The following is a 20,527-nucleotide window of genomic DNA, read 5'->3' on the forward strand; positions in this document are numbered from 1 at the left end:
GCGTGGCCGCCCGCGAACTGGTGGTGCTCGGCACGGCCAGCCAGGTGCCCACCCGGCACCGCAACCACAACGGCTATCTGCTCCGCTGGGACGGCGAGGGCCTGCTGTTCGACCCCGGCGAGGGCACCCAGCGGCAGATGGCCCGGGCCGGGGTCAGCTCCCACGGCATCCACCGCATCTGCCTGACCCACTTCCACGGTGACCACTGCCTGGGCCTGCCGGGCGTCGTCCAGCGGATCAGCCTGGACCGGGTGCCGCATCCGGTGACCGCCCACTATCCGGCCACCGGGCAGCCCTACTTCGACCGGCTGTGCTACGCCAGCGCCTATCTGGAGGCGGCGGATCTGCGCCGGCAACCGGTGCGGGAGGACGGCACGCTGGCGGTCACCGGGAGCTACACGCTCGGCGCCCGGCGGCTGTCCCACCCGGTCGACGCCTTCGGCTACCGGCTCAGCGAGCCGGACGGCCGCCGCATGCTGCCGGACCGGCTCGCCGCCCGCTCCATCACCGGACCCGACATCGGCCGGCTCCAGCGCGAGGGCGAACTGCGCGGGGTGACCCTCGCCGAGGTGAGCGAGGCCCGGCCCGGCCAGCACTTCGCCTTTGTGATGGACACCCGGCTGTGCGACGCGGTCTTCGCCCTGGCCGAGGGGTGCGATCTGCTGGTGATCGAGGCCACCTTCCTGGACCGGGACGCCGCCCTGGCCCGCGAGTACGGCCATCTCACCGCCGGCCAGGCGGGCCGGGTGGCCGCCGAGTCCGGCGTCCGCCATCTGGTGCTCACCCACTTCAGCCAGCGCTACAACGCGCCGGAGGAGTTCGCCCGCGAGGCGCGGGCGGCCGGTTACGAGGGCAGCCTCACCGTCGCCGAGGACCTCCAGCGCATCGCGGTGCCGCCCCGCCGCGCCTGACCGGGCCGCCGCCCCGGGAAACGCCGGCCGGGCGGCTTCCCGTCACAGGGCCCGCCGGGCCTGGGCCAGGGCGGCCTTGTGCTCCTCGGTCCAGGCCGCGCCCCGCTGCTCGGCGGGCAGCCCGGCCAGCCCGGCCTCGAAGTGCTCCACCGCCTCGTCGGGGCGGCCCAGTTCCAGGGTGCACAGCCCCATGTTGAGCCGGTTGAACGCGGGCGTCAGCCAGTAGGCGGCCTCCGGCAGCGGCACCGTGGCCGCCGCGTCGGACAGCAGCTCGGCCTGGTCCACCAGGCGCAGCGCATTGGCGGTCTCGCCCATCGCGGCCATGCCGGCCGCGGCCTGGAGCATGTCGGCGAGCCGCTGCGCCGGGTGGGTGCCCGGGGTGAACGCCGCGGCGCTGAACCAGCGGGCGACACCCTGCGGGCACTCCTGCTGCCGGGCGATGTAGCCGCGGAAGTTGAGCGCCTGGGCGGCCAGCAGGCCGTTGCTGATCTCGTCGGCGATCGCCAGGGCCTGGTTCAGCAGCGCCACCGCCCGGGCGTCCTGCCGGGTCTGTGCCTGCAGCCAGCCCGCGAACTGCACGAACTCGGAGGCCACCGCGGCGAGCTGGGCGCGGTGCCGGCCGCGGGCCTCCTTGAGCATGGCGACGACCTCCCGCATCTGGGCCATGACCGCCGGGATCAGGCTCTCCGGGCGGGCCGTGTCGTCCAGCCGCCGGTAGGCCGCCAGCACCCGGGCCAGCGCCTCCACCGTCGCGGCGTCGACCTGCGACGGGCGGGCCGCGCTGCGCGCCAGCCGTTCCTGCTCCTCCTCGCCGGGCACCGTGGCCAGCAGCGCGCCCTGGGCACCCACCAGCCGGTCCAGCGCCTCCGCGAGCTTCCGCGACGGCCGCTGTTTTCCGCGCAGCACCCGGGAGAGATAGGCGACGTCGTAGTGGACGGCTCTGGCGGCGGCCCGCAGCGAATAGCCGTTCTCCGCGAGCATCCTGGCGGACAGCTCCGCGAAGCTCTGCTCACTCATGGTGACCCCGGTGTGTTGACTCCGGGCTCCATGGTAGTCAACGGAGGGTCAACGCAGATCAACTCCCGGGTAGTCGGGCGGTTACTCCAGCATGGTCGGGCAAGCACACGCACCCCGGTGCCGGTTGGCGGGCCGGGAGATGGAGCCGACCTCGGTGAGGAGCACCTGAATGGCCAACAGCACTGCCCGGGTGTGGGGGCGTGCGAAGCGGCGGCCGGCCCCCGGCCCCGCGGGACGCGAGGGACGACCGGGGCCGCAGGGCGGTGAGCCGGCCGCCGCCGGGCACAGAGCCACGCCCCCGCCCCGACCGGCGGGCCGGCGGCGGGTGGGGCCGTGAACGAACAGGCGCCCGGGCTGACGGTGGGGCTGGTGGTGCGGGACACCGCACGCGACCGGCTCGGTGAGGTCGTGGACCTCGGCGAGCGCCGGGTGCGGCTGCGGCCGGTGGACGGCGGCCGGGAATGGGAGGCCGATCCGGGCCGCGTGGTGGTGCTGGGCCGGCACGGCTCCCTGCGCGTCGAACTCGCCCTGGTCAATCAGCGCAGCCGGGCCGCCGCGGACGTCAGAAGCCGAGGCGGCGAAGCTGTCTGGGGTCGCGCTGCCAGTCCTTGGCGACCTTGACATGCAGGTCCAGGTAGACCGGGGTGCCGAGCAGGGCCTCGATATGGCGGCGGGAGGTGGTGCCGACCTCCTTCAGGCGCCTGCCCTTGGGGCCGATCACGATGCCCTTCTGGCTGGGGCGCTCGATGTAGATGTAGGCGTGGATGTCCAGCAGCGGCCGGTCCGCCGGGCGGTCCTCGCGGGGCAGCATCTCCTCCACCACCACCGCGATGGAGTGCGGCAGTTCGTCCCGCACACCCTCCAGGGCGGCCTCCCGGATCAGCTCGGCCACCATCACCTGCTCCGGCTCGTCCGTCAGCTCGCCCTCCGGATAGAGCGGCGGGCCCTCGGGGAGCAGCGGGACCAGCAGCTCGGCCAGCAGACCGACCTGGCGGCCCTCGGTGGCCGAGACCGGGACGATCTCGGCCCATTCGATGCCCAGCTCCCGGCCCAGCGCCTCCACCGCCACCAGGCGCTCGGCCAGGGTGCGGGCGTCCACCAGGTCCGTCTTGGTGACCACGGCCACCTTGGGGGTGCGCTTGATATGGGCCAGCTCCTGGGCGATGAACCGGTCGCCCGGGCCGGTCCGCTGGTCGGCGGGCAGGCAGAAGCCGATCACGTCCACCTCCGCCCAGGTGGTGCGCACCACGTCGTTCAGCCGCTGGCCGAGCAGGGTGCGCGGCTTGTGCAGGCCGGGGGTGTCCACCAGCACGAGCTGGGCGTCCGGGCGGTGCACGATGCCGCGCACCGTGTGCCGGGTGGTCTGCGGCCGGTTGGAGGTGATCGCCACCTTGGTGCCCACCAGCGCGTTGGTCAGGGTGGACTTGCCCGCGTTGGGGCGGCCGACGAAGCAGGCGAAGCCGGAGCGGTGGGCTGGTTCGGTCATCCGGCCATTCTCCCCGATCCGCGGGGATGCTCCGGCCGTCCGGCTCAGGCGGGGACGGTGGTGCGCAGCGTGCCGTCCGGGGCGGCCAGCAGCACGGGCGTGCCGGCGCCGCCGAGATCGCGGACCGCCGACCGGTCGGCCTCCGGAACCGTCTCCGCGGCCGAGACCACGGCCGCCGCCTCCAGCGAGCGGGCGCCGCTGGCCACCGCCATGGCCACGGCGGTGCGCAGCGCGCTCAGCTCCAGCGACGGCAGGGCGACGGTGCCGGCCACATAGGTGCGGCCGGTCTCGTCGCGCACCGCGGCGCCCTCGGGCACACCGTTGCGGGCCCGGGCGCTGCGCGCCAGGGTGATGATCTTGCGGTTCTCGGGATCCATGGCGAGTGCGTCGGTCATGGCAGGAGCGTAGACGCTCGGGAGATCCGGCGGTCAGGCGTCCGGATGGCCGCCGCCGTCCGGCGGGCCGTGGCCCCGGGCGTCCTCCCGGGCGGCGCCGGTCTCCTCCTCGTCCGGCCCGGGCTCGCGGCGCACCGGCTCCACCAGCACGGTGACGATCTTGTTCCGGCGGCCGGACGGCGGCTCGGCGGTGAGCCGCAGCGCCACCAGACGCGGATCGGTGCCATAGCGCCGCTCGGCCCGCTCCCCGGTCAGCTCCACCTCGGCCACCGCCCCGGCGATCGGCACCCGGCCCAGCTCCTTGGCCAGCAGCCCGCCGACCGTCTCCACATCCTGGTCGACGAGCTGCACGGAGTACAGCTCGCCCAGATCGTCCAGGGAGAGCCGGGCGGTGACCCGGTAGCGGTCCTCGCCCAGCGGCTCGGCGGGCGGCAGCTCCTGGTCGTACTCGTCGGTGATCTCGCCGACGATCTCCTCCAGGATGTCCTCGATGGTGATCAGCCCGGCGGTGCCGCCGTACTCGTCGATCACCACGGCCGCGTGGATGCGGTCGCGCTGCATCTCCCGCAGCAGGTCGCCGGCGTTCTTGGTGTCCGGCACAAAGGACGCCGGGCGCATGGCGTCGGCCACCCGCTCGCCCTCCGCCTCCCGGCTGATGTGCGTCTTGCGGGCCAGGTCCTTGAGATAGACGATCCCGACGATGTCGTCGTCGTTCTCGCCGGTGACCGGGATGCGGGAGAAGCCCGAGCGCAGCGCCAGGTTGAGCGCCGCCCGGATGGTCTTGTCCCGGCCGATGGTGATCAGATCGGTGCGCGGCACCATCACCTCGCGGACCATGGTGTCGCCCAGCTCGAAGACCGAGTGCACCATCCGGCGTTCGGCGTCCTCGATCAACTGGTCCCGCTGGGCCAGGTCCACCATGGCCCGCAGCTCGGCCTCGGAGTCGAACGGGCCCTGACGGAAGCCCTTGCCCGGGGTCAGCGCGTTGCCCAGCAGGATCAGTGACTGGGTGAGCGGCGCCAGCACCCGGGCCAGCGGGATCAGCACATGGGCGGCGGCGGTGGAGGTGACCTCCGGATGCTGGCGGCCGATGGTGCGCGGCGAGACCCCGACGGCCACGAAGGAGATCAGCAGCATCACCGCGAAGGCCACGGCCAGCGCCTGCCAGCCGGAGTCGATGGCCTCCAGGCAGGCGTAGGTGACCAGGACGGCCGCGGCCGTCTCGCCGGCCACCCGCAGCAGCAGCGCCAGATTGAGATAGCGCGTCGGGTCCTGGGCCACCACGGCCAGCCGGGCGGCGCCGCGGCGGCCCGCCCGGACCGCCTCGTCCGCCCGGTAGACGGAGATCCGGCCCAGCGCGGCCTCGGCACAGGCGGCCAGCCAGGCGAGGAACACCAGCGCGGCGACCGCGGTGAGAAGGGAGCCGTTCATGGTCCGCCGGTCAGCTCCTCGGCTCAGCTCATGGTGGGGGCGGGCGAGGGGCCGGTGCGCCCGCGTTCGGCGCGCCAGCCGTCCACGATGGCCTTCTGGAGGCCGAACATCTCGGCGCGCTCGCCCGGGTCCTCGTGGTCGTAGCCCAGCAGATGCAGCACCCCGTGCACGGTGAGCAACTGGAGTTCGTCGTCCATGGAGTGCCGGGTGGGCGCGTCGGCGCCCTGCCGGGCGGCGACCTCGGGGCACAGCACGATGTCGCCCAGCAGGCCGGGCGGCGGCTCCTCGTCGTCCCGGGCGGGCGGGCGCAGCTCGTCCATGGGGAAGGACATCACGTCCGTGGGGCCGGGGAGATCCATCCACTGCACATGGAGCTGGGCCATCGCCGCCGCGTCGACGGCGATGACCGACAGCTCCGACAGCGGATGGATGCGCATCCGGGCCAGGGCGTAGCGCGCGATGTCGAGCACGGCGGGCTCGTCGAAGTCCTGGCCCGACTCGTTGTTCACTTCGATGGCCATGCGGCAGTCAGTCCTCGTGGGCGGGGTCGGCGCGGTCACTCTCCGCCGCGGCGCCGTCCGCCGTCCCGCGGCCGGTCGGCCGGCGGTCGGCCGGCGGTCCGGTGCAGGGCCCCGTGATCGGTGCCGGTGCTGCGGTCGTACCGGTCGTAGGCGTCCACGATACGGCCGACCAGCTTGTGCCGGACCACGTCGCTGCTGCTGAGCAGGGAGAAGTGCACATCCTCCACGCCGTGCAGGATCTCCTGCACCTGACGCAGCCCGCTCCTGGTGCCGCCGGGCAGATCGACCTGGGTGACATCGCCGGTGATCACGATCTTGGAATCGAAGCCGAGCCGGGTGAGGAACATCTTCATCTGCTCGGGATTGGTGTTCTGCGCTTCATCCAGAATGATGAAGGCGTCATTGAGCGTACGTCCGCGCATATAGGCCAGCGGCGCCACCTCGATCGTGCCCGCCGCCATCAGCCTTGGGATGGAATCGGGGTCGATCATGTCGTGCAGGGCGTCGTAGAGCGGGCGCAGATACGGATCGATCTTCTCGTAGAGCGTGCCGGGCAGAAAGCCGAGCCGCTCGCCCGCCTCCACCGCGGGACGGGTCAGAATGATCCGGTTGACCTGCTTGGACTGCAGATACTGCACCGCCTTGGCCATGGCCAGATAGGTCTTGCCGGTACCGGCCGGCCCGATGCCGAACACCACGGTGTGCCTGTCGATGGCATCGACATAGCGCTTCTGGTTCAGCGTCTTGGGACGGATCGTCCGGCCGCGGTTGGACAGGATGTTCTGGGTGAGCACCTCCGCCGGGCTGGCGCCGGGGCCCTCGCCGCTGCTGCGCAGCATGGCGATGGACCGCTCGACGGCGTCCTCGGTCATCGGCTGACCGGTGCGGAGCACCAGCATCATCTCGTCGAACAGCCGCTGGACCAGGGCCACCTCGCCGGGCTCACCGGTGGCGCGGATCTCATTGCCGCGGACGTGGATGTCCACGCCGGGGAAGGACGTTTCGATGACGCGCAGCAGGGCGTCGCCGGATCCGAGGACCGTCACCATGGGGTGGTTGGCCGGCACGGTGAACCGGGCTGTGGCCGCCTCTTCGGCGGGAGCCGCTGCCTGCTGAGTGGGTGTGTGGGTCATGGGCGGTCCCGGGGGACCTCTTCATCCCTCTCTGGAACTCGGGGGCCGGAGAAGTCCAGCCTACGACGCCGGGCCGACAACGCCCTAGGCAATTACCCCAAGTCATCCCCCCTGGCCCTCCGCGACCCCCGCGACCCCCGCGACGCCCGCGAGTCCCGGCGGCCCCCGCCGTCCGGCCCGGCCGGCCGGGGGCCGTTGTCCAGCAGGGGGAAGCCGAGGGTGGGAATGGCGCGGGGCAGCGGGGCGCAGGAAGCCGTCCAGCGGCCGGCCCCGGCCGGCTCGGCGCAGCCCGGCAGCAACCGGTCCAGAAAGGCGTAGCGGGCCAGTGCGGGGGGCACGGAGCGGCTTCGGGCCCCTTGGGCCGCGCCCCGGGCACGGGCCCACCAGGCGGCGATCTGGGCCCATCCGGGGGCGGACAGCGAGCCGCCGAACTCCTGCACCGACAGCGCGGCGGTCAGCCCGGCGAACGCCAGCCGGTCCGGCAGCGGCCAGCCGGCCAGCGTGGCGGTGACGAAGCCGGCGATGAAGACGTCCCCGGCGCCGGTGGTGTCCAGCGCGTCCACCGGTATCGCCGGCACGGAGGCCGTCTCCCCGCTCCGGCCGTCGGCCGCGCAGGCGCCGTCCTCGCCCATGGTCACCACGGCCACCGGCACCCGCTCGGCCAGCCGCCGGGCGGCGGCCAGCGGGGTGTCCGCGCCGGTGTAGCGCATGGCCTCGGCGGCGTTCGGCAGAAACGCCTCGCAGTGCGCCAGCCCGGGCAGCGCCGCCAGATCCCAGCGGCCGGTGTCGTCCCAGCCCACGGTGGCGAACAGCCGGCTGCCCGCGCGGGCGGCCGGGACGATCCACTCCTGGTCCCGGTCCGGCGTCAGCGAGACCACACAGGAGCGGGAGCGCGGGGTGGTTCCCGGAGCGGGGGAGCCGGGATCGGGCGTCGGCGCGGCATGGCCATGCGTGATCATGGTGCGTTCGCCCTCGTAGGCGAGCGAGACGGTGACCGGGGAGTGCCAGCCGGGAATGGTGCGCGAGTGCGACAGGTCGATGCCCTCGCCGCGCTCCAGCGTCTCCCAGCAGTACTCGCCGTACTTGTCGTCCCCGAACGCGGCGGCCAGCGAGGTGCGCAGGCCCAGCCGGGCCAGGGCGGTGGCCATGTTGGCGATGCCGCCGGGGCTGGAGCCCATGCCGCGCGCCCAGTTCTCGGTGCCGCGCACCGGAGCGGCGTCCAGCCCGGTGAAGACGATGTCCAGGAAGACCGTGCCGGTGAGGAAGACGTCGCAGGGCGGATCGCCTGGGTGGCGCAGCCCGCCCAGCGGATCGACCGGCCGGTGCGGCCGGGTGCCGCCGGGGGAGGCCGCGGGCCGCTCGGCGGCCGGCTCCTGCCGCCCGCCCGACGGCCGCACCGCCCGCACCGGCACCTCCAGCGGCAGCCGCCGCGCGGCCTTGCCCATGGCCGAGGGGGGCGAAGGAACCGATGAAGGAACCGAAGGAACTGAAGGAACTGAAGGAACTGAGGAAGGTGAGGGGTCTGTGCTGGTGTCCACCGTCTGCTCCCGGTCGTCAGTCGTGAGATTGGGCGGCTCGGATCCGCCGCCGCCCGACCGATGTGACCGTTATCTACGGTACGTTCCCTTGCGTGAGGCTATCGATCATCGGCGGCGGCGGCTTTCGTGTCCCCCTGGTATACCGGGCCCTGCTGACAGACGGCGGCGCGGAAGGCGGCGGACCGCCCTTTTCCCGGCTTTTTTCCGACATCGTGCTCTATGACGCCGATCCGGCGCGGGCCGAGGTGATCGCGGCGGTGCTGCGCGGTCTGCGCGACACCGGCGGCCCGGGCGGCCCGGGCGGCCCGGGCGAGGGCCCGGCGGTGCGGGTGGCCGCCGATCAGGACGAGGCGCTGCGCGACGCCGACTTCGTCTTCTGCGCGATCCGGGTCGGCGGCACCCGGGCCCGCGCCCGGGACGAGCGGCTGGCGGTCGCCGAGGGCGTGCTCGGCCAGGAGACGGCCGGCGCCGGCGGCGTGCTCTACGGCCTGCGCACGGTCCCGGTGGCGGTGCGGCTGGCCCGCCGGGTGCGGGAGCTGGCCCCGCGGGCCTGGGTGATCAACGCGACCAATCCGGCCGGCATGGTCACCGAGGCCATGGCCACGGTGCTGGGACACCGGGTGATCGGGATCTGCGACTCCCCGGTGGGCCTGGTGCGCCGGGCCGCCCGGGCCGCCGGCCTGGACCCGGCCGCGCCCGCACTCGGCTACGACTACCTGGGCCTGAACCACCTCGGCTGGCTGCGCACCCTGGTCCACGACGGGCGGGACGTGCTGCCGGACCTGCTGGCCGACTCCGACGCGCTCGGATCCTTCGAGGAGGGCCGGCTGTTCGGCGCCGAATGGCTGCGGGCGCTGGGCGCGATCCCCAACGAGTATCTGTACTACTACTACTTCCGCCGGGAGTCGCTGGAGAAGGAGTGGGAGGCGACCGAGACCCGGGGCGAGTTCCTGGACCGGCAGCAGTCGCAGTTCTTCGCCCGGGCGGCGGCCGAGCCGCCGGCCCGGGCGTACGAGCTGTGGCAGGCCGCCCGGCGGGAGCGGGACGAGACCTATCTCGCGGAGGCCAGAGAGGCCACCGGCGGCTGGCAGCGGGACGCCGAGGACCTGGACGAGGGCGGCTACGAAGGGGTGGCGCTGGCCACGATGCGCGCCATCCACAACGACCACCGGGTCCGGATGATCCTCAATGTGCGCAACGCCGGGACGGTCACGGCGCTGCCGGACGGCGCGATCATCGAGACGGTCTGCGAGGTGGGCGCCCAGGGCGCGCACCCGGTGGCCTGCCTGGAGCCGGGGCCGGCCGAGCTCGGCCTGATGCTGCTGGTGAAGGCCGCGGAGCGGGCCACCATCGAGGCGGCGCTCACCGGCTCCGAGGACGCGGCGTGGCGCGCGCTGGCACTGCACCCGCTGATCGACTCCCCGGCCGTGGCCGCCCGCCTCCTCGCCCGCGCCGCGGGCCGCTGACCCGCGTCCCGCGGGGGCCGTCCCGCGGGTTGCCCGGGAGCGCTCGTTGCGGGAGGGGCCGCCGGGTCGCGTGGGTCGCGAGGCCCGGGCAGGCCGGGCGGTCCGGCCGCGGCGGTGCGGGCCGCGGGGCGCGTTGTGCGGGCCGTTGGGGACGCCGCCGCGGTGCGGGCGGTCCGCGGGTTCCCTCGCAGGCGGGTCAGCGGTTGGAACTGCCGGCGCGGGCGGCGGTGAGAAGGCGTTCGGTGTCGGTCGGCGCCAGCCCCAGCGCGGCGCCGGTGACGGCCAGCATCTCGCTCTCCGCGGCGCCATAGGGGCCGTCCGCCAGCGCGATCCGGGCGCCGCGCAGCAGCAGCCCCTCGCGTCCGCCCGCCGAGAGCTGCGGGGTGAGCGCGTGCAGCGCGACCCGCAGCTCCATGGCGATCGCGGCCTGCCCCTCGGAGGTCAGCGCGGCCAGCAGGGTCAGCAGCCGCTCCTCGGTGCAGTCGGCGAAGCCCGCCGCCCGCACCTCGTCCACCGCGGCCTCCCGCACCGCGCGCCGCTCGGCGCCGCCGGCCGCCAGTACCGCGATGGCCACCGTGTGCACCGCGTCCCGCAGCAGCGCGGTCAGCCGGGTGGTGGTCGGCACGTCCAGGGCGGACAGCGGGAAACGTCCATGGCAGTACGAGCACTCCACCACCGGCTCCGCCTCGCCGCGCGGCAGCACCGGCACGCCCACCACGCGCAGCCTGCGCCGCCCGGACAACTGCTGATAGCAGCGGTCACCGCCGCAGTCCGGGCAGAAGAATTCTCCGTCGGCCACCACGCGCCATGCCGTGCGGACGCCCACCGGCCGAGGCCGCCGGCCGCCGCTGCTGGAGCCCCGGGAGTGCACCACGCCGTACCTCCGTCACTGTCCGGCAACCGTGCCGTGAGGAAGTGATGTTAGCCACATCACCCGGCCGGCGTCAGTACCCCGTCGCCGGGAAGTGCGCGCGGAAGCCGCCGGCCCCTCCACCCAAGGACACGGCCCGGTCCCCGCGGACCGGGCCGTGCGGGCAGCGGCCGGGGCCGTCCGGATCTAGCGGCCGGCCGCCCGGTTCACCGCGGAGACCACCGCCTTGAGCGAGGCGCGCACGATGTTGGCGTCGATGCCGACGCCCCAGCGCACCTTGTCGCCCACCGCGATCTCGATGTACGCGGCGGCCTGCGAGCCGGCGCCCTCGCTCATGGTGTGCTCCACATAGTCCAGCAGCCGGACGTCGCCCTCCGCCTGGTCGATCACCCCGGCCCGGGCCAGCGCGTCGAAGAAGGCGGCGATCGGGCCGTTGCCCGCCCCGGTCAGCACGGTGTCCGCGCCGTCCACCACCGCGTCGACGGTGAGCGCGTCGTGCCCGTCGGTGGAGGTGGAGGTCTGCGCGCCGCGCAGCGCGACCCGGCCCCACGGCGCGTGCGGCGTGGGCAGGTACTCGTGGCAGAAGATGTCCCAGATCTGCCCGGGGGTGATCTCGCCGCCGTCGGCGTCGGTGCGCTCCTGGATGATCCGGGAGAACTCGATCTGCATCCGGCGCGGCAGGTCCAGCTTGTAGTCGTTCTTCAGGACGTATGCCACGCCGCCCTTGCCGGACTGCGAGTTGACCCGGATCACCGCCTCGTAGGAGCGGCCCACGTCCTTGGGGTCGATCGGCAGGTAGGGCATCTCCCAGACCAGGTCGTCCGCGGACACCCCGGCCGCCGCGGCCTCCGCCTGGCGCGCCTCGAACGCCTTCTTGATGGCGTCCTGGTGGGAGCCGGAGAAGGAGGTGTACACCAGATCGCCCACATAGGGGTGGCGCGGGTGGACCTCCATCTGGTTGCAGTACTCCCAGGTGCGGCGGATCTCGTCGATCCGGGAGAAGTCGATCCTCGGGTCCACGCCCTGGGAGAAGAGGTTCATGCCCAGGGTGACCAGGTCGACGTTGCCGGTGCGCTCGCCCTGGCCGAACAGGCAGCCCTCCACCCGGTCCGCCCCGGCCATCACGGCCAGTTCGGCGGCGGCCACCGCGGTGCCCCGGTCGTTGTGCGGGTGCGCGGACAGACAGACATACGCGCGGCGGGAGAGGTTGCGGGACATCCACTCGAAACGGTCGGCGTAGGTGGAGGGGGTGGACCGTTCCACGGTGGCCGGCAGATTGAGGATGATCTCCCGGCCCTCCTCGGGCTGCCAGACGTCCATCACCCCCTCGCAGACCTCCAGCGCGAAGTCCAGCTCGGTGTCGGTGAAGATCTCCGGGCTGTACTGGTAGCCGAAGACGGTCCGGTCGTCCAGCAGCTTCTCGGCGTACTCCATCACCAGCCGGGTGCCGTCCACCGCGATCTGCTTGACGTCCTCACGGGAGGCGTCGCCGAAGACCACCCGGCGGAACACCGGGGCGGTGGCGTTGTACAGGTGCACGGTCGCGTTGCGCGCGCCGGCCAGGGACTCCACGGTGCGCGCGATGAGCTCCTCACGCGCCTGGGTCAGCACCGAGATGGTGACGTCCTCGGGGATCGCCTCTTCCTCGATGATCGAGCGGACGAAGTCGAAGTCCGTCTGCCCGGAGGCCGGGAAGCCGACCTCGATCTCCTTGTAGCCCATGGCCACCAGCAGGTCGAACATCTTCCGCTTGCGGGCGGGGGACATCGGGTCGATCAGCGCCTGGTTGCCGTCCCGCAGATCGGTGGAGAGCCAGCGCGGCGGGGCGGTGATGCGGCGGCCCGGCCAGGCCCGCTCGCGCAGCTCCACGGCCTGGAACGGCCGGTACTTGTGCACCGGCATCCCGGAAGGGGCCTGGCGGACGGTGGCGGCGGTCAGCGGGGTGGCGCGGCCGATGGTGCCCCGTGCCCCGTCCTCCTGACCGGATACGCCGGGGGTGTCCCCGGACGTGGACGCCGGAGAAGCGGTCGACGAGGAAGGCGAGGAAGACGAGGAAGACGAGGAGGCAGGGGAAGGTGAGGCGGAGGAAGGGGTGGCGTTCATGATGCTGGTGGCTCCTGGAGGGTCGAACCGAAGGAACGACGGGCAGCGCCGGACTCCGCGGGGAGGGGCCCGTCTTCTACCGGCCCTCGCCGCGGCGGCTAAGGAGAAGCATCTGGAAGCGCATCGTCGTCCAATGTAGCCCACCGGCACCGGCCCGCCCCGCCCGTATCAGTATGCGAGAACCCGCACACCGTTCCGGGGCCGTCTACCGGTGGTCTCCGTGGTGGCGATACTGAGAGTCATGTCACCGACTTCCGCCCCGAGCGTGGCTCTCACCTTCGACGACGGGCCCGGCCCGTACACCGCCGGGCTGCTGGACACCCTGGACGCCCACGGCGCCCGCGCGACCTTCTTCGACGTCGGCGAGATGGTGGCCGCCCGGCCGGAACTGGCCCGCCGGCAGGCCGGCGCCGGCCATGAGATCGGCAATCACTCCTGGAGCCATCCCCGGCTCACCGGGCTGAGCGAGCGGCGGCTGCGGGAGGAGATCGACCGCACCTGCGCCGTCATCGAGCAGACCACCGGGAGCGCGCCCGGGCTGCTGCGCCCGCCCTTCGGCGACCATGACGAGCGGGTCCGGCGGGCCGCCGGGATGCCGCTGATCATGTGGAGCGTGGACCCGGAGGACTGGCGGATCAAGGACACCGGCCATGTCACCCGGGCGGTGCTGGACGCGGTGCGGCCGGGGGACGTGGTGCTGATGCACGACATCCAGCCCACCACGGTGGCCGCGGTGCCGGAGATCCTGCAGGTGCTGAGCGGGCGCGGCTACCGCTTTGTCACCGTGAGCGAGCTGTACCGCGAACTCCAGGACGAGAAGCCGCTGCGCCCGGGCACCGCCTATGACCGCCCCGGCGGCGCCCCGGCCGGCCGGGCGGGCTGAGACAGCGGGCTGAGAGAATGGCCGCATGACTCTGTTCCGGGACGACGGCGTGGTGCTGCGCACCCAGAAGCTCGGGGAGGCGGACCGGATCATCACCCTGCTCACCCGGCAGCACGGCCGGGTGCGGGCGGTGGCCCGTGGGGTGCGCCGCACCAAGTCGAAGTTCGGCGCCCGGCTGGAGCCCTTCTCCCACGCCGATGTGCAGTTCTTCGCCCGGGGCAGTGCCCTGGTGGGGCGCGGACTGCCGATGTGCACCCAGACGGAGATCATCGCGCCCTACGGCCGCGGCATCGTCTCCGACTACGCCCGCTACACGGCCGGCACCGCCATGCTGGAGACGGCGGAACGGTTCACCGAGCACGAGGGCGAGCCCAATGTCCAGCAGTATCTGCTGCTGATCGGGGCGCTGCGCACCCTGGCGGCCGGTGCGCACACCCCCGGCCTGATCCTCGACGCCTATCTGCTGCGCTCCCTGGCCTGCGGCGGCTACGCGCCCAGCTTCGACGACTGCGCCCGGTGCGGGCTGCCCGGTCCCAACCGCTTCTTCTCGGTCTCGGCCGGCGGCTCGGTCTGCCCGGACTGCCGGGTGCCGGGCAGTGTGGTGCCCTCCCCGGCCACCCTGCGGCTGCTGGGCGCGCTGCTCTCCGGCGACTGGCCGACCGCCGACGCCACCGAGGCCCGCCATGTCCGCGAGGGCAGCGGACTGGTCTCGGCGTATCTGCACTGGCATCTGGAGCGCGGGCTGCGCTCGCTGCGGTTCGTGGACCGCGCCGCCGCCGCACCGCAGGAGTCCCCCGGGCCGCCGGCCGCACCGGGGGCACCTTCCGTCCCGGCGGACCGGGACCCGGCCGGAAGCCGCCCGGGCCCCGGCTGAGCCCGGGGACATCTCGGCGCCGGGCCGTCCATCGTGGGCCGCCCGCTCCGTCCGATACGCTCCTTCAGAGCAGAACACACCGCCCGTACCCGATCCCGCCGGACCGGCATGCCGCCGCTGTCCGGACCCGCCGAAAAGGAACCGCCCATGGCCCGCCGCGGAGCGCCGTTGCGGCAGCGTCGCCAGTACCGCATCCCCGACCCGCACCCCACGGGAGCGCGCCCGCCGAAGATCCCCGGCGAACTGATCCCCAAGCATGTGGCGATCGTCATGGACGGCAACGGCCGCTGGGCCAAGGAGCGCGGCCTGCCCCGCACCGAAGGCCACAAGCGCGGCGAAGCGGTGGTCCTGGAGGTGGTCAAGGGCTGCCTGGAGCTGGGGGTGAAGAACCTCTCCCTGTACGCCTTCTCCACCGAGAACTGGCGGCGCTCCCCGGAGGAGGTCCGCTTCCTGATGGGCTTCAACCGGGATGTGATCGACCGCCGGACCGACGAGCTGGACGAGATGGGTGTCCGCATCCGCTGGGCCGGACGCGAACCGCGGCTGTGGAAGTCGGTGGTGAAGAAGCTGCGGGTGGCCGAGGAGCGCACCCGGGACAACGACGCCATGACCCTCTACATGTGCGTCAACTACGGCGGCCGGGCCGAACTCGCCGACGCCGCCGCCCGGATGGCCGCGGACGTCCGGGCCGGCCGGCTGGACCCGGCCCGGGTCACCGAGAAGACCCTGAGCCAGTATCTGTACTGGCCGGACATGCCGGATGTGGATCTCTTCGTCCGCCCCTCCGGCGAGCAGCGCACCTCGAACTATCTGATCTGGCAGAGCGCCTACGCCGAGCTGGTCTTCCAGGACATCCTGTGGCCGGACTTCGACCGCCGGCATCTGTGGGACGCCTGCGTCGCCTACGCCTCTCGCGACCGGCGCTTCGGCGGCGCTCTCCCCAATCCGGTGTCCGTGCCCGCCGCCGAGGGCGGCCCCCGGGCCGGGCAGGGCGGCTGACGCCGCTCAGCGGTCCCGGGGACCGGGGGCGGCGCAGTCGTGGCAGACGCCGAAGATCTCCAGGGTGTGGTTGATGTCGGTGTAGCCGTGCTCGGCGGCGACCGCCTCCGCCCAGCTCTCCACGGCCGGGCCCTCCACCTCGACCGCCCGGCCGCAGTGCCGGCACACCAGATGGTGGTGGTGGTCGTCGGTGCTGCACCGGCGGTAGACCGCCTCGCCCTCCCTGGTGCGCAGCACATCCACCTGGCCGGCGTCGGCCAGTGACTGCAGGGTGCGGTAGACGGTGGTCAGCCCCACGGACTCGCCGCGGTGCTTGAGCATGTCGTGCAGCTCCTGGGCGCTGCGGAATTCGTCGACCTCGGCCAGCGCCGCGGCCACGGCGGCGCGCTGCCGCGTCGCCCGGCCTCGGACCGGCGGGCCTGCCGTCGCCACGATTGCCTCCTGTGCGTGTCCTGTGCCTGCTGCGCCTTCCCGGGCCCGTCCATTGTGCCAGGCCCGTCAGTGCGCGGGGGCGGCGGCCGGAGCCGCCCCGGGCGCACCGGCCCGGGCCGCGCGCCGCGCCCGGCGCCGGGCGAGCGGGGTGGCCAGCAGCGCGGTCAGCGCGAACAGCCCGATGGCCAGCAGCACAATGGTGGCGCCCGGCGGCACGTCCACGTAGTAGGAGGAGACCGTGCCGGACAGGGTGACCGTCACGCCGAAGGCGATGGCCAGGCCCAGGGTGGCCGCGAAGCTGCGGGCGGTCTGCTGGGCGGCCACCACCGGGATCACCATCAGCGCGCTGACCAGCAGCAGGCCCACCACACGCATGGCGACCGTGACGGTGGCCGCGGCGGTGACCGCCAGCAGCAGATTGAGCAGCCGCACCGGCAGCCCGGTCACGCGGGCGAATTCCTCGTCCTGGCAGACCGAGAACAGCTGACGGCGCAGCCCGAAGGCGATCAGCAGCACCACGGCGGTCAGCAGCACGATGGTGGTGATGTCCGAGGGCGAGACCGTGGTGATCGAGCCCCAGAGATAGCTGGTCAGATTGGCGGTGGTACCGCCCGGCGCCACATTGACGATCATCACGCCGCCCGCCATGCCGCCGTAGAACATCATGGCCAGCGCCACGTCGCCGCGCGCCTTGCCGGAGTACCGGACCAGCTCCATGATCACCCCGCCGGCCACCGAGACCAGCACCGCCATCCACACATGGCTGGTGGAGAAGAGGAAGCCGAGGGCCACCCCGGTCAGGGCGACATGGCCGATGCCGTCGCCCATCAGCGCCTGCCGGCGCTGCACCAGATAGATCCCGACGGACGGCGCCGCGACACCGATCAGCAGGGCGGCCAGCAGCGCGCGCTGCATGAAGGCGGGTTCCAGGAATTCGGGCATGGCGCTCACCGCGGGAGAAGGAGTGGTCGGGGGAGAAGGAGCCGGGCGGTCACAGGATGCCGGGCTGGAGCTGCGGCCGGGCGGAGGGCTCCACGGCGTCGGCCGGATGGCAGGGATGCGCGTCCGGAAGCTGCTCGGGCCGGTCCGCGGTGCGCTCCACCCGGCCGCCGGAGAGGATCACGGCCCGGTCGATCAGCGGCGCCAGCGGCCCCAGCTCGTGCAGCACCACCAGCACCGCGGTGCCCTCCCCGGCCAGCCGGTCCAGGGTGTCCGCCAGCACCTGCTGGCTGGCCAGGTCCACCCCGGCCAGCGGCTCGTCCATCACCAGCAGATCCGGCTCGGTGGTCAGCGCGCGGGCGATCAGTGCCCGCTGGTGCTGGCCGCCGGAGAGCGAGCCGACCGGCTCCCGGCCCCGGTCGGCCAGGCCCACCACCGCCAGCGCCCGGTCCACCGCGGCCCGGTCGGCGCGGCGCAGCGGGCGCAGGCCGCGGCGGGCCAGCCGGCCGGCGGCCACGATCTCCCGCACGGTGGCGGGCACGCCGCCCGCGGCGGTGGAGCGCTGCGGAACGTAGCCGATCCGCTGCCAGTCGCGGAACTCGCGCACCGGGGTGCCGAACAGGCGCAGCTCGCCGCCGGTCAGCGGAACCTGCCCGACCACGGCCCGGACAGTGGTGGACTTCCCGGAGCCGTTGGCGCCGAGCAGGGCGACCACCTCACCGGGGTGGACGGTCAGATCCACCCCGCGCAGCACGGGATGGCCGCCGAGTTCGGCGGTTCCGTTGCCGAGGGATATGACGGGCTCCATGGGGTCTCTTCTCTCTCCGGGCCGGGGCCGGGGGCCGGGCCCGGTGGCTCAGGCCGCGTCCGCGCCCAGCGCCTTGCGCAGGGCTTCCAGGTTGGCACGCATGACTTCGAGGTAGTCGGCGCCCGGTGAATCCTCGGTGATTCCCTCCAGGGGGTCCAGAACGGCGGTCTCCAGGCCCAGGTCGCCCGCGAGGGTGCGGGCGGTCTCGTCGCTCACCAGGGTCTCGAAGAAGACCGTGGTGACATTCTCATGCTCGGCGATGTCGTGCAGCTCCTGCATCCGGGCGGCGCTGGGCTCGGACTCCGGGTCCAGCCCGGCGATGGCCTCCTCGTGCAGGCCGTAGCGCTCGGCGAGGTGTCCGAAGGCGGCATGGGTGGTGATGAAGGTGTCGCCGGTGCGGCCGGCCAGGCCCTCCTCGTATTCGGCGTCCAGGGCGTTGAGCTCGGCGATCAGCGCGTCGGCGTTGTTGTGGTAGTCGGCGGCGTGATCGGGGTCGGCCTCGGCGAAGACCTCGGCCACGCCCTCGGTGACCGCGGCGTAGGCGACCGGGTCCAGCCAGATGTGCGGGTCGCCGCCCTCGTGGTCGTGCCCGTCGTGCGAGTCCTCGGCGTGCCCGCTCTCTTCTTCGGCGTGGGTGTCGCCTTCGGCGTGGCCCTCTTCTTCGGCGTGGGTGTGGCCTTCTTCGGCGTGGCCTTCTTCTTCGGCGTGGGTGTCGCCCTCGGCGTGGCCCTCTTCCTCGCCGTGGCCGCTCTCCTCTTCGGCGTGGGCGCCGGCCAGGGAGAGGGCTTCGGCGGTGTGGGCGGCGCCGGCCTGCTCGATGGCCTGGTCGACCGCGGGCTGGATGCCCTCCAGGTAGACGATCACATCGGCCTCGCTCAGCGAGGCGGTCTGCCGGGCGGTGAGCTCCATGTCGTGCGGCTCGGTGCCCGGGGCGGTCAGCGTGGTGACCGAGACCAGATCGCCGCCGACTCGCTCGGCGACGAATTCCATGGGGTAGAAGCTGGCGATCACATCGAGCCGCCCGTCGTCCCCGGAGCCGGTACCCGAAGAGTCCTCGGAACAGGCGGTGAGGGTGAGGGCGCTCAGCGCCGCGGTGGCGCCCAGCGCGAGGGCGGTGGTGGATATCCGGGCCTTGCGGCGGCGGGTTCTGTGATCGCTCATGACAGCCATTTTCAGATGAGATGGAAACCATTGTCAATTGCGAGCCCGGTCACTTCACCCCCCGTACGGACTGCCCGTGAGCCGCGTCCGCACCGGTACAACCGATTTGCTGCGGGACCCCGTAGCGCCGGTACGCTGGGGCAATTCCACCGACGTCATGAAGAGAGCACTCGTGGCAGCCGACAAGATCGACACCATCGTCAGCCTCAGCAAGCGCCGGGGCTTCGTCTATCCCTGTAGTGAGATCTACGGCGGCCAGCGTGCCGCCTGGGACTACGGGCCCCTGGGAGTCGAACTCAAGGAGAACGTCAAGCGCCAGTGGTGGCGCCACATGGTCACCTCGCGCGAGGACGTGGTCGGCATCGACTCGTCGGTGATCCTGGCCTCCGAGGTGTGGGAGGCGTCCGGCCATGTCGCGACCTTCACCGATCCGCTCACCGAGTGCACCTCCTGCCACAAGCGTTACCGGGCGGACCATCTGGAGGAGGCCTACGAGGCCAAGCACGGCAGGCTGCCCGAGCAGGGTCTGGCCGACCTCAACTGCCCCAACTGCGGCAACAAGGGCACCTTCACCGAGCCCAAGCAGTTCTCCGGGCTGCTCTCCACCCACCTCGGCCCCACCCAGGACTCCGGCTCCATCGCCTACCTGCGGCCCGAGACCGCCCAGGGCATCTTCACCAACTTCGGGCTGGTGCAGACCACTTCGCGGAAGAAGCCGCCGTTCGGCATCGCCCAGACGGGCAAGTCCTTCCGCAACGAGATCACCCCGGGCAACTTCATCTTCCGCACCCGCGAGTTCGAGCAGATGGAGATGGAGTTCTTCGTCAAGCCGGGCGAGGACGAGCGCTGGCACGAGTACTGGATGGAGCAGCGCTGGAACTGGTACCGCGGGCTGGGCATGCAGGAGGCCAACCTGCGCTGGTTCGAGCACCCCAAGGAGAAGCTCTCCCACTACTCCAAGCGGACGGTGGACATCGAGTACCGCTTCAACTTCCAGGGCGGCGAGTGGGGTGAGCTGGAGGGCATCGCCAACCGCACCGACTTCGACCTCTCGGCGCACAGCCGGGCCAGCGGCCAGGACCTGAGCTACTTCGACCAGGAGGCCGGGGAGCGCTGGGTGCCGTATGTGATCGAGCCGGCGGCGGGCGTGGGCCGGACCATGCTGGCCTTCATGCTGGACGCCTATGTGGAGGACGAGGCGCCCAACGCCAAGGGCAAGATGGAGAAGCGCGTGGTCATGCGGTTCGACCCGCGGCTGGCGCCGGTGAAGGTGGCGGTGCTGCCGCTGTCCCGCAACCCCGAGCTGTCGCCCAAGGCGCGTGGCCTGGCCGACACCCTGCGCGGCCACTGGAACATCGAGTTCGACGACGCGGGCGCCATCGGCCGCCGCTACCGCCGCCAGGACGAGATCGGCACCCCCTTCTGCGTCACCGTCGACTTCGACACCCTTCAGGACAACGCGGTCACCGTCCGCGAGCGGGACACCATGAAGCAGGAGCGGGTCTCGCTGGACCAGGTGGAGAGCTATCTGGCCAGCCGCCTGGTCGGCTGCTGAGACG

The 20,527-nt window shown here is 72.9% G+C and carries 19 protein-coding genes and 1 pseudogene; 7 read left to right on the top strand and 13 right to left on the bottom strand.

All coding sequences use genetic code 11. The features are described 5' to 3' along the window. Positions 1-2: 2 nt before the first annotated feature. Complete coding sequence (locus tag BM242_RS03980) at positions 3-911, top strand: ribonuclease Z (RefSeq protein WP_093837145.1); 909 nt, start codon at positions 3-5, stop codon at positions 909-911. Between the two features lie 42 nt (positions 912-953). Here the strand turns inward: BM242_RS03980 and BM242_RS03985 are convergent, their stop codons facing one another. Next, a complete protein-coding gene (locus tag BM242_RS03985) occupies positions 954-1,928 on the bottom strand; it encodes a helix-turn-helix domain-containing protein (RefSeq protein ID WP_093837146.1) in 975 nt (324 codons plus the stop codon). 333 nt (positions 1,929-2,261) lie between these two features. Between BM242_RS03985 and BM242_RS03990 the strand changes: the two genes are divergently transcribed. Continuing rightward, positions 2,262-2,549: a hypothetical protein gene (locus BM242_RS03990; RefSeq protein ID WP_175541239.1), complete on the top strand. Its 288-nt coding sequence runs from the start codon at positions 2,262-2,264 to the stop codon at positions 2,547-2,549. Here BM242_RS03990 and era read toward each other — a convergent pair. From era to BM242_RS04020, 6 genes are all read right to left on the bottom strand, one after another. Further along, complete coding sequence (gene era / locus BM242_RS03995; RefSeq protein ID WP_093837147.1) at positions 2,491-3,414, bottom strand: GTPase Era; 924 nt, start codon at positions 3,412-3,414, stop codon at positions 2,491-2,493. The two genes, BM242_RS03990 and era, sit on opposite strands and share 59 nt — an antisense overlap. 44 nt (positions 3,415-3,458) lie before the next feature. After that, positions 3,459-3,809, bottom strand: a complete 351-nt coding sequence (locus BM242_RS04000; RefSeq protein ID WP_093837148.1) for a cytidine deaminase — start codon at positions 3,807-3,809, stop codon at positions 3,459-3,461. Positions 3,810-3,842: 33 nt separating this feature from the next. Continuing rightward, positions 3,843-5,240, bottom strand: a complete 1,398-nt coding sequence (locus tag BM242_RS04005; RefSeq protein ID WP_093837149.1) for a hemolysin family protein — start codon at positions 5,238-5,240, stop codon at positions 3,843-3,845. Positions 5,241-5,263: 23 nt separating this feature from the next. Then, positions 5,264-5,761 carry an rRNA maturation RNase YbeY gene (ybeY, locus tag BM242_RS04010; RefSeq protein WP_093837150.1) on the bottom strand — a complete coding sequence of 166 codons (498 nt, stop codon included), beginning with the start codon at positions 5,759-5,761 and terminating at the stop codon, positions 5,264-5,266. Positions 5,762-5,796: 35 nt separating this feature from the next. After that, entirely contained in the window at positions 5,797-6,894 is a 1,098-nt protein-coding gene (locus BM242_RS04015) for a PhoH family protein (protein ID WP_093837151.1), read from the bottom strand. A gap of 92 nt (positions 6,895-6,986) precedes the next feature. Then, positions 6,987-8,339, bottom strand: a complete 1,353-nt coding sequence (locus tag BM242_RS04020) for a carbohydrate kinase family protein (RefSeq protein WP_093837152.1) — start codon at positions 8,337-8,339, stop codon at positions 6,987-6,989. A 185-nt stretch (positions 8,340-8,524) separates the two neighbouring features. Between BM242_RS04020 and BM242_RS04025 the strand changes: the two genes are divergently transcribed. Then, complete coding sequence (locus BM242_RS04025) at positions 8,525-9,898, top strand: family 4 glycosyl hydrolase (RefSeq protein WP_093837153.1); 1,374 nt, start codon at positions 8,525-8,527, stop codon at positions 9,896-9,898. 196 nt (positions 9,899-10,094) lie between these two features. On the opposite strand, the gene BM242_RS04030 is transcribed toward BM242_RS04025, so the two are convergent. Next, positions 10,095-10,772: a zinc ribbon domain-containing protein gene (locus BM242_RS04030; protein ID WP_093837154.1), complete on the bottom strand. Its 678-nt coding sequence runs from the start codon at positions 10,770-10,772 to the stop codon at positions 10,095-10,097. A 183-nt stretch (positions 10,773-10,955) separates the two neighbouring features. Continuing rightward, on the bottom strand, positions 10,956-12,671 hold the full coding sequence (leuA, locus tag BM242_RS04035) for a 2-isopropylmalate synthase (protein WP_245833823.1): 1,716 nt from the start codon (positions 12,669-12,671) through the stop codon (positions 10,956-10,958). A 442-nt stretch (positions 12,672-13,113) separates the two neighbouring features. On the opposite strand from leuA, the gene BM242_RS04040 reads away from it, so the two are divergent. The 3 genes and pseudogenes from BM242_RS04040 to BM242_RS04050 all read left to right on the top strand — a co-directional run bounded on the left by BM242_RS04040 (position 13,114) and on the right by BM242_RS04050 (position 15,628). Then, positions 13,114-13,755 carry a polysaccharide deacetylase family protein gene (locus BM242_RS04040; RefSeq protein WP_093837156.1) on the top strand — a complete coding sequence of 214 codons (642 nt, stop codon included), beginning with the start codon at positions 13,114-13,116 and terminating at the stop codon, positions 13,753-13,755. A gap of 25 nt (positions 13,756-13,780) precedes the next feature. Then, positions 13,781-14,524: pseudogene (gene recO / locus BM242_RS04045) on the top strand (DNA repair protein RecO); the annotation flags it as partial. A 252-nt stretch (positions 14,525-14,776) separates the two neighbouring features. Further along, positions 14,777-15,628: an isoprenyl transferase gene (locus BM242_RS04050; RefSeq protein ID WP_093837158.1), complete on the top strand. Its 852-nt coding sequence runs from the start codon at positions 14,777-14,779 to the stop codon at positions 15,626-15,628. Between the two features lie 6 nt (positions 15,629-15,634). Here the strand turns inward: BM242_RS04050 and BM242_RS04055 are convergent, their stop codons facing one another. From BM242_RS04055 to BM242_RS04070, 4 genes are all read right to left on the bottom strand, one after another. Then, positions 15,635-16,060, bottom strand: a complete 426-nt coding sequence (locus BM242_RS04055) for a Fur family transcriptional regulator (RefSeq protein ID WP_093837159.1) — start codon at positions 16,058-16,060, stop codon at positions 15,635-15,637. A gap of 66 nt (positions 16,061-16,126) precedes the next feature. After that, positions 16,127-17,002, bottom strand: coding sequence for a metal ABC transporter permease (locus BM242_RS04060; RefSeq protein ID WP_093837160.1), 876 nt, complete (start codon positions 17,000-17,002; stop codon positions 16,127-16,129). Between the two features lie 49 nt (positions 17,003-17,051). Continuing rightward, positions 17,052-17,807, bottom strand: coding sequence for a metal ABC transporter ATP-binding protein (locus tag BM242_RS04065; protein WP_093837161.1), 756 nt, complete (start codon positions 17,805-17,807; stop codon positions 17,052-17,054). A 48-nt stretch (positions 17,808-17,855) separates the two neighbouring features. Then, the gene (locus tag BM242_RS04070; protein ID WP_093837162.1) at positions 17,856-18,968 is read right to left on the bottom strand and encodes a metal ABC transporter substrate-binding protein; all 1,113 of its coding nucleotides are present in this window, start codon (positions 18,966-18,968) and stop codon (positions 17,856-17,858) included. Between the two features lie 172 nt (positions 18,969-19,140). Here BM242_RS04070 and BM242_RS04075 point away from each other — a divergent pair, with 172 nt between their 5' ends. Further along, entirely contained in the window at positions 19,141-20,523 is a 1,383-nt protein-coding gene (locus BM242_RS04075; RefSeq protein ID WP_093837163.1) for a glycine--tRNA ligase, read from the top strand. Positions 20,524-20,527: the final 4 nt, after the last annotated feature.

This window comes from Streptomyces aidingensis (assembly GCF_900112355.1).
GTDB classification, from domain to species: domain Bacteria; phylum Actinomycetota; class Actinomycetes; order Streptomycetales; family Streptomycetaceae; genus Streptomyces; species Streptomyces aidingensis.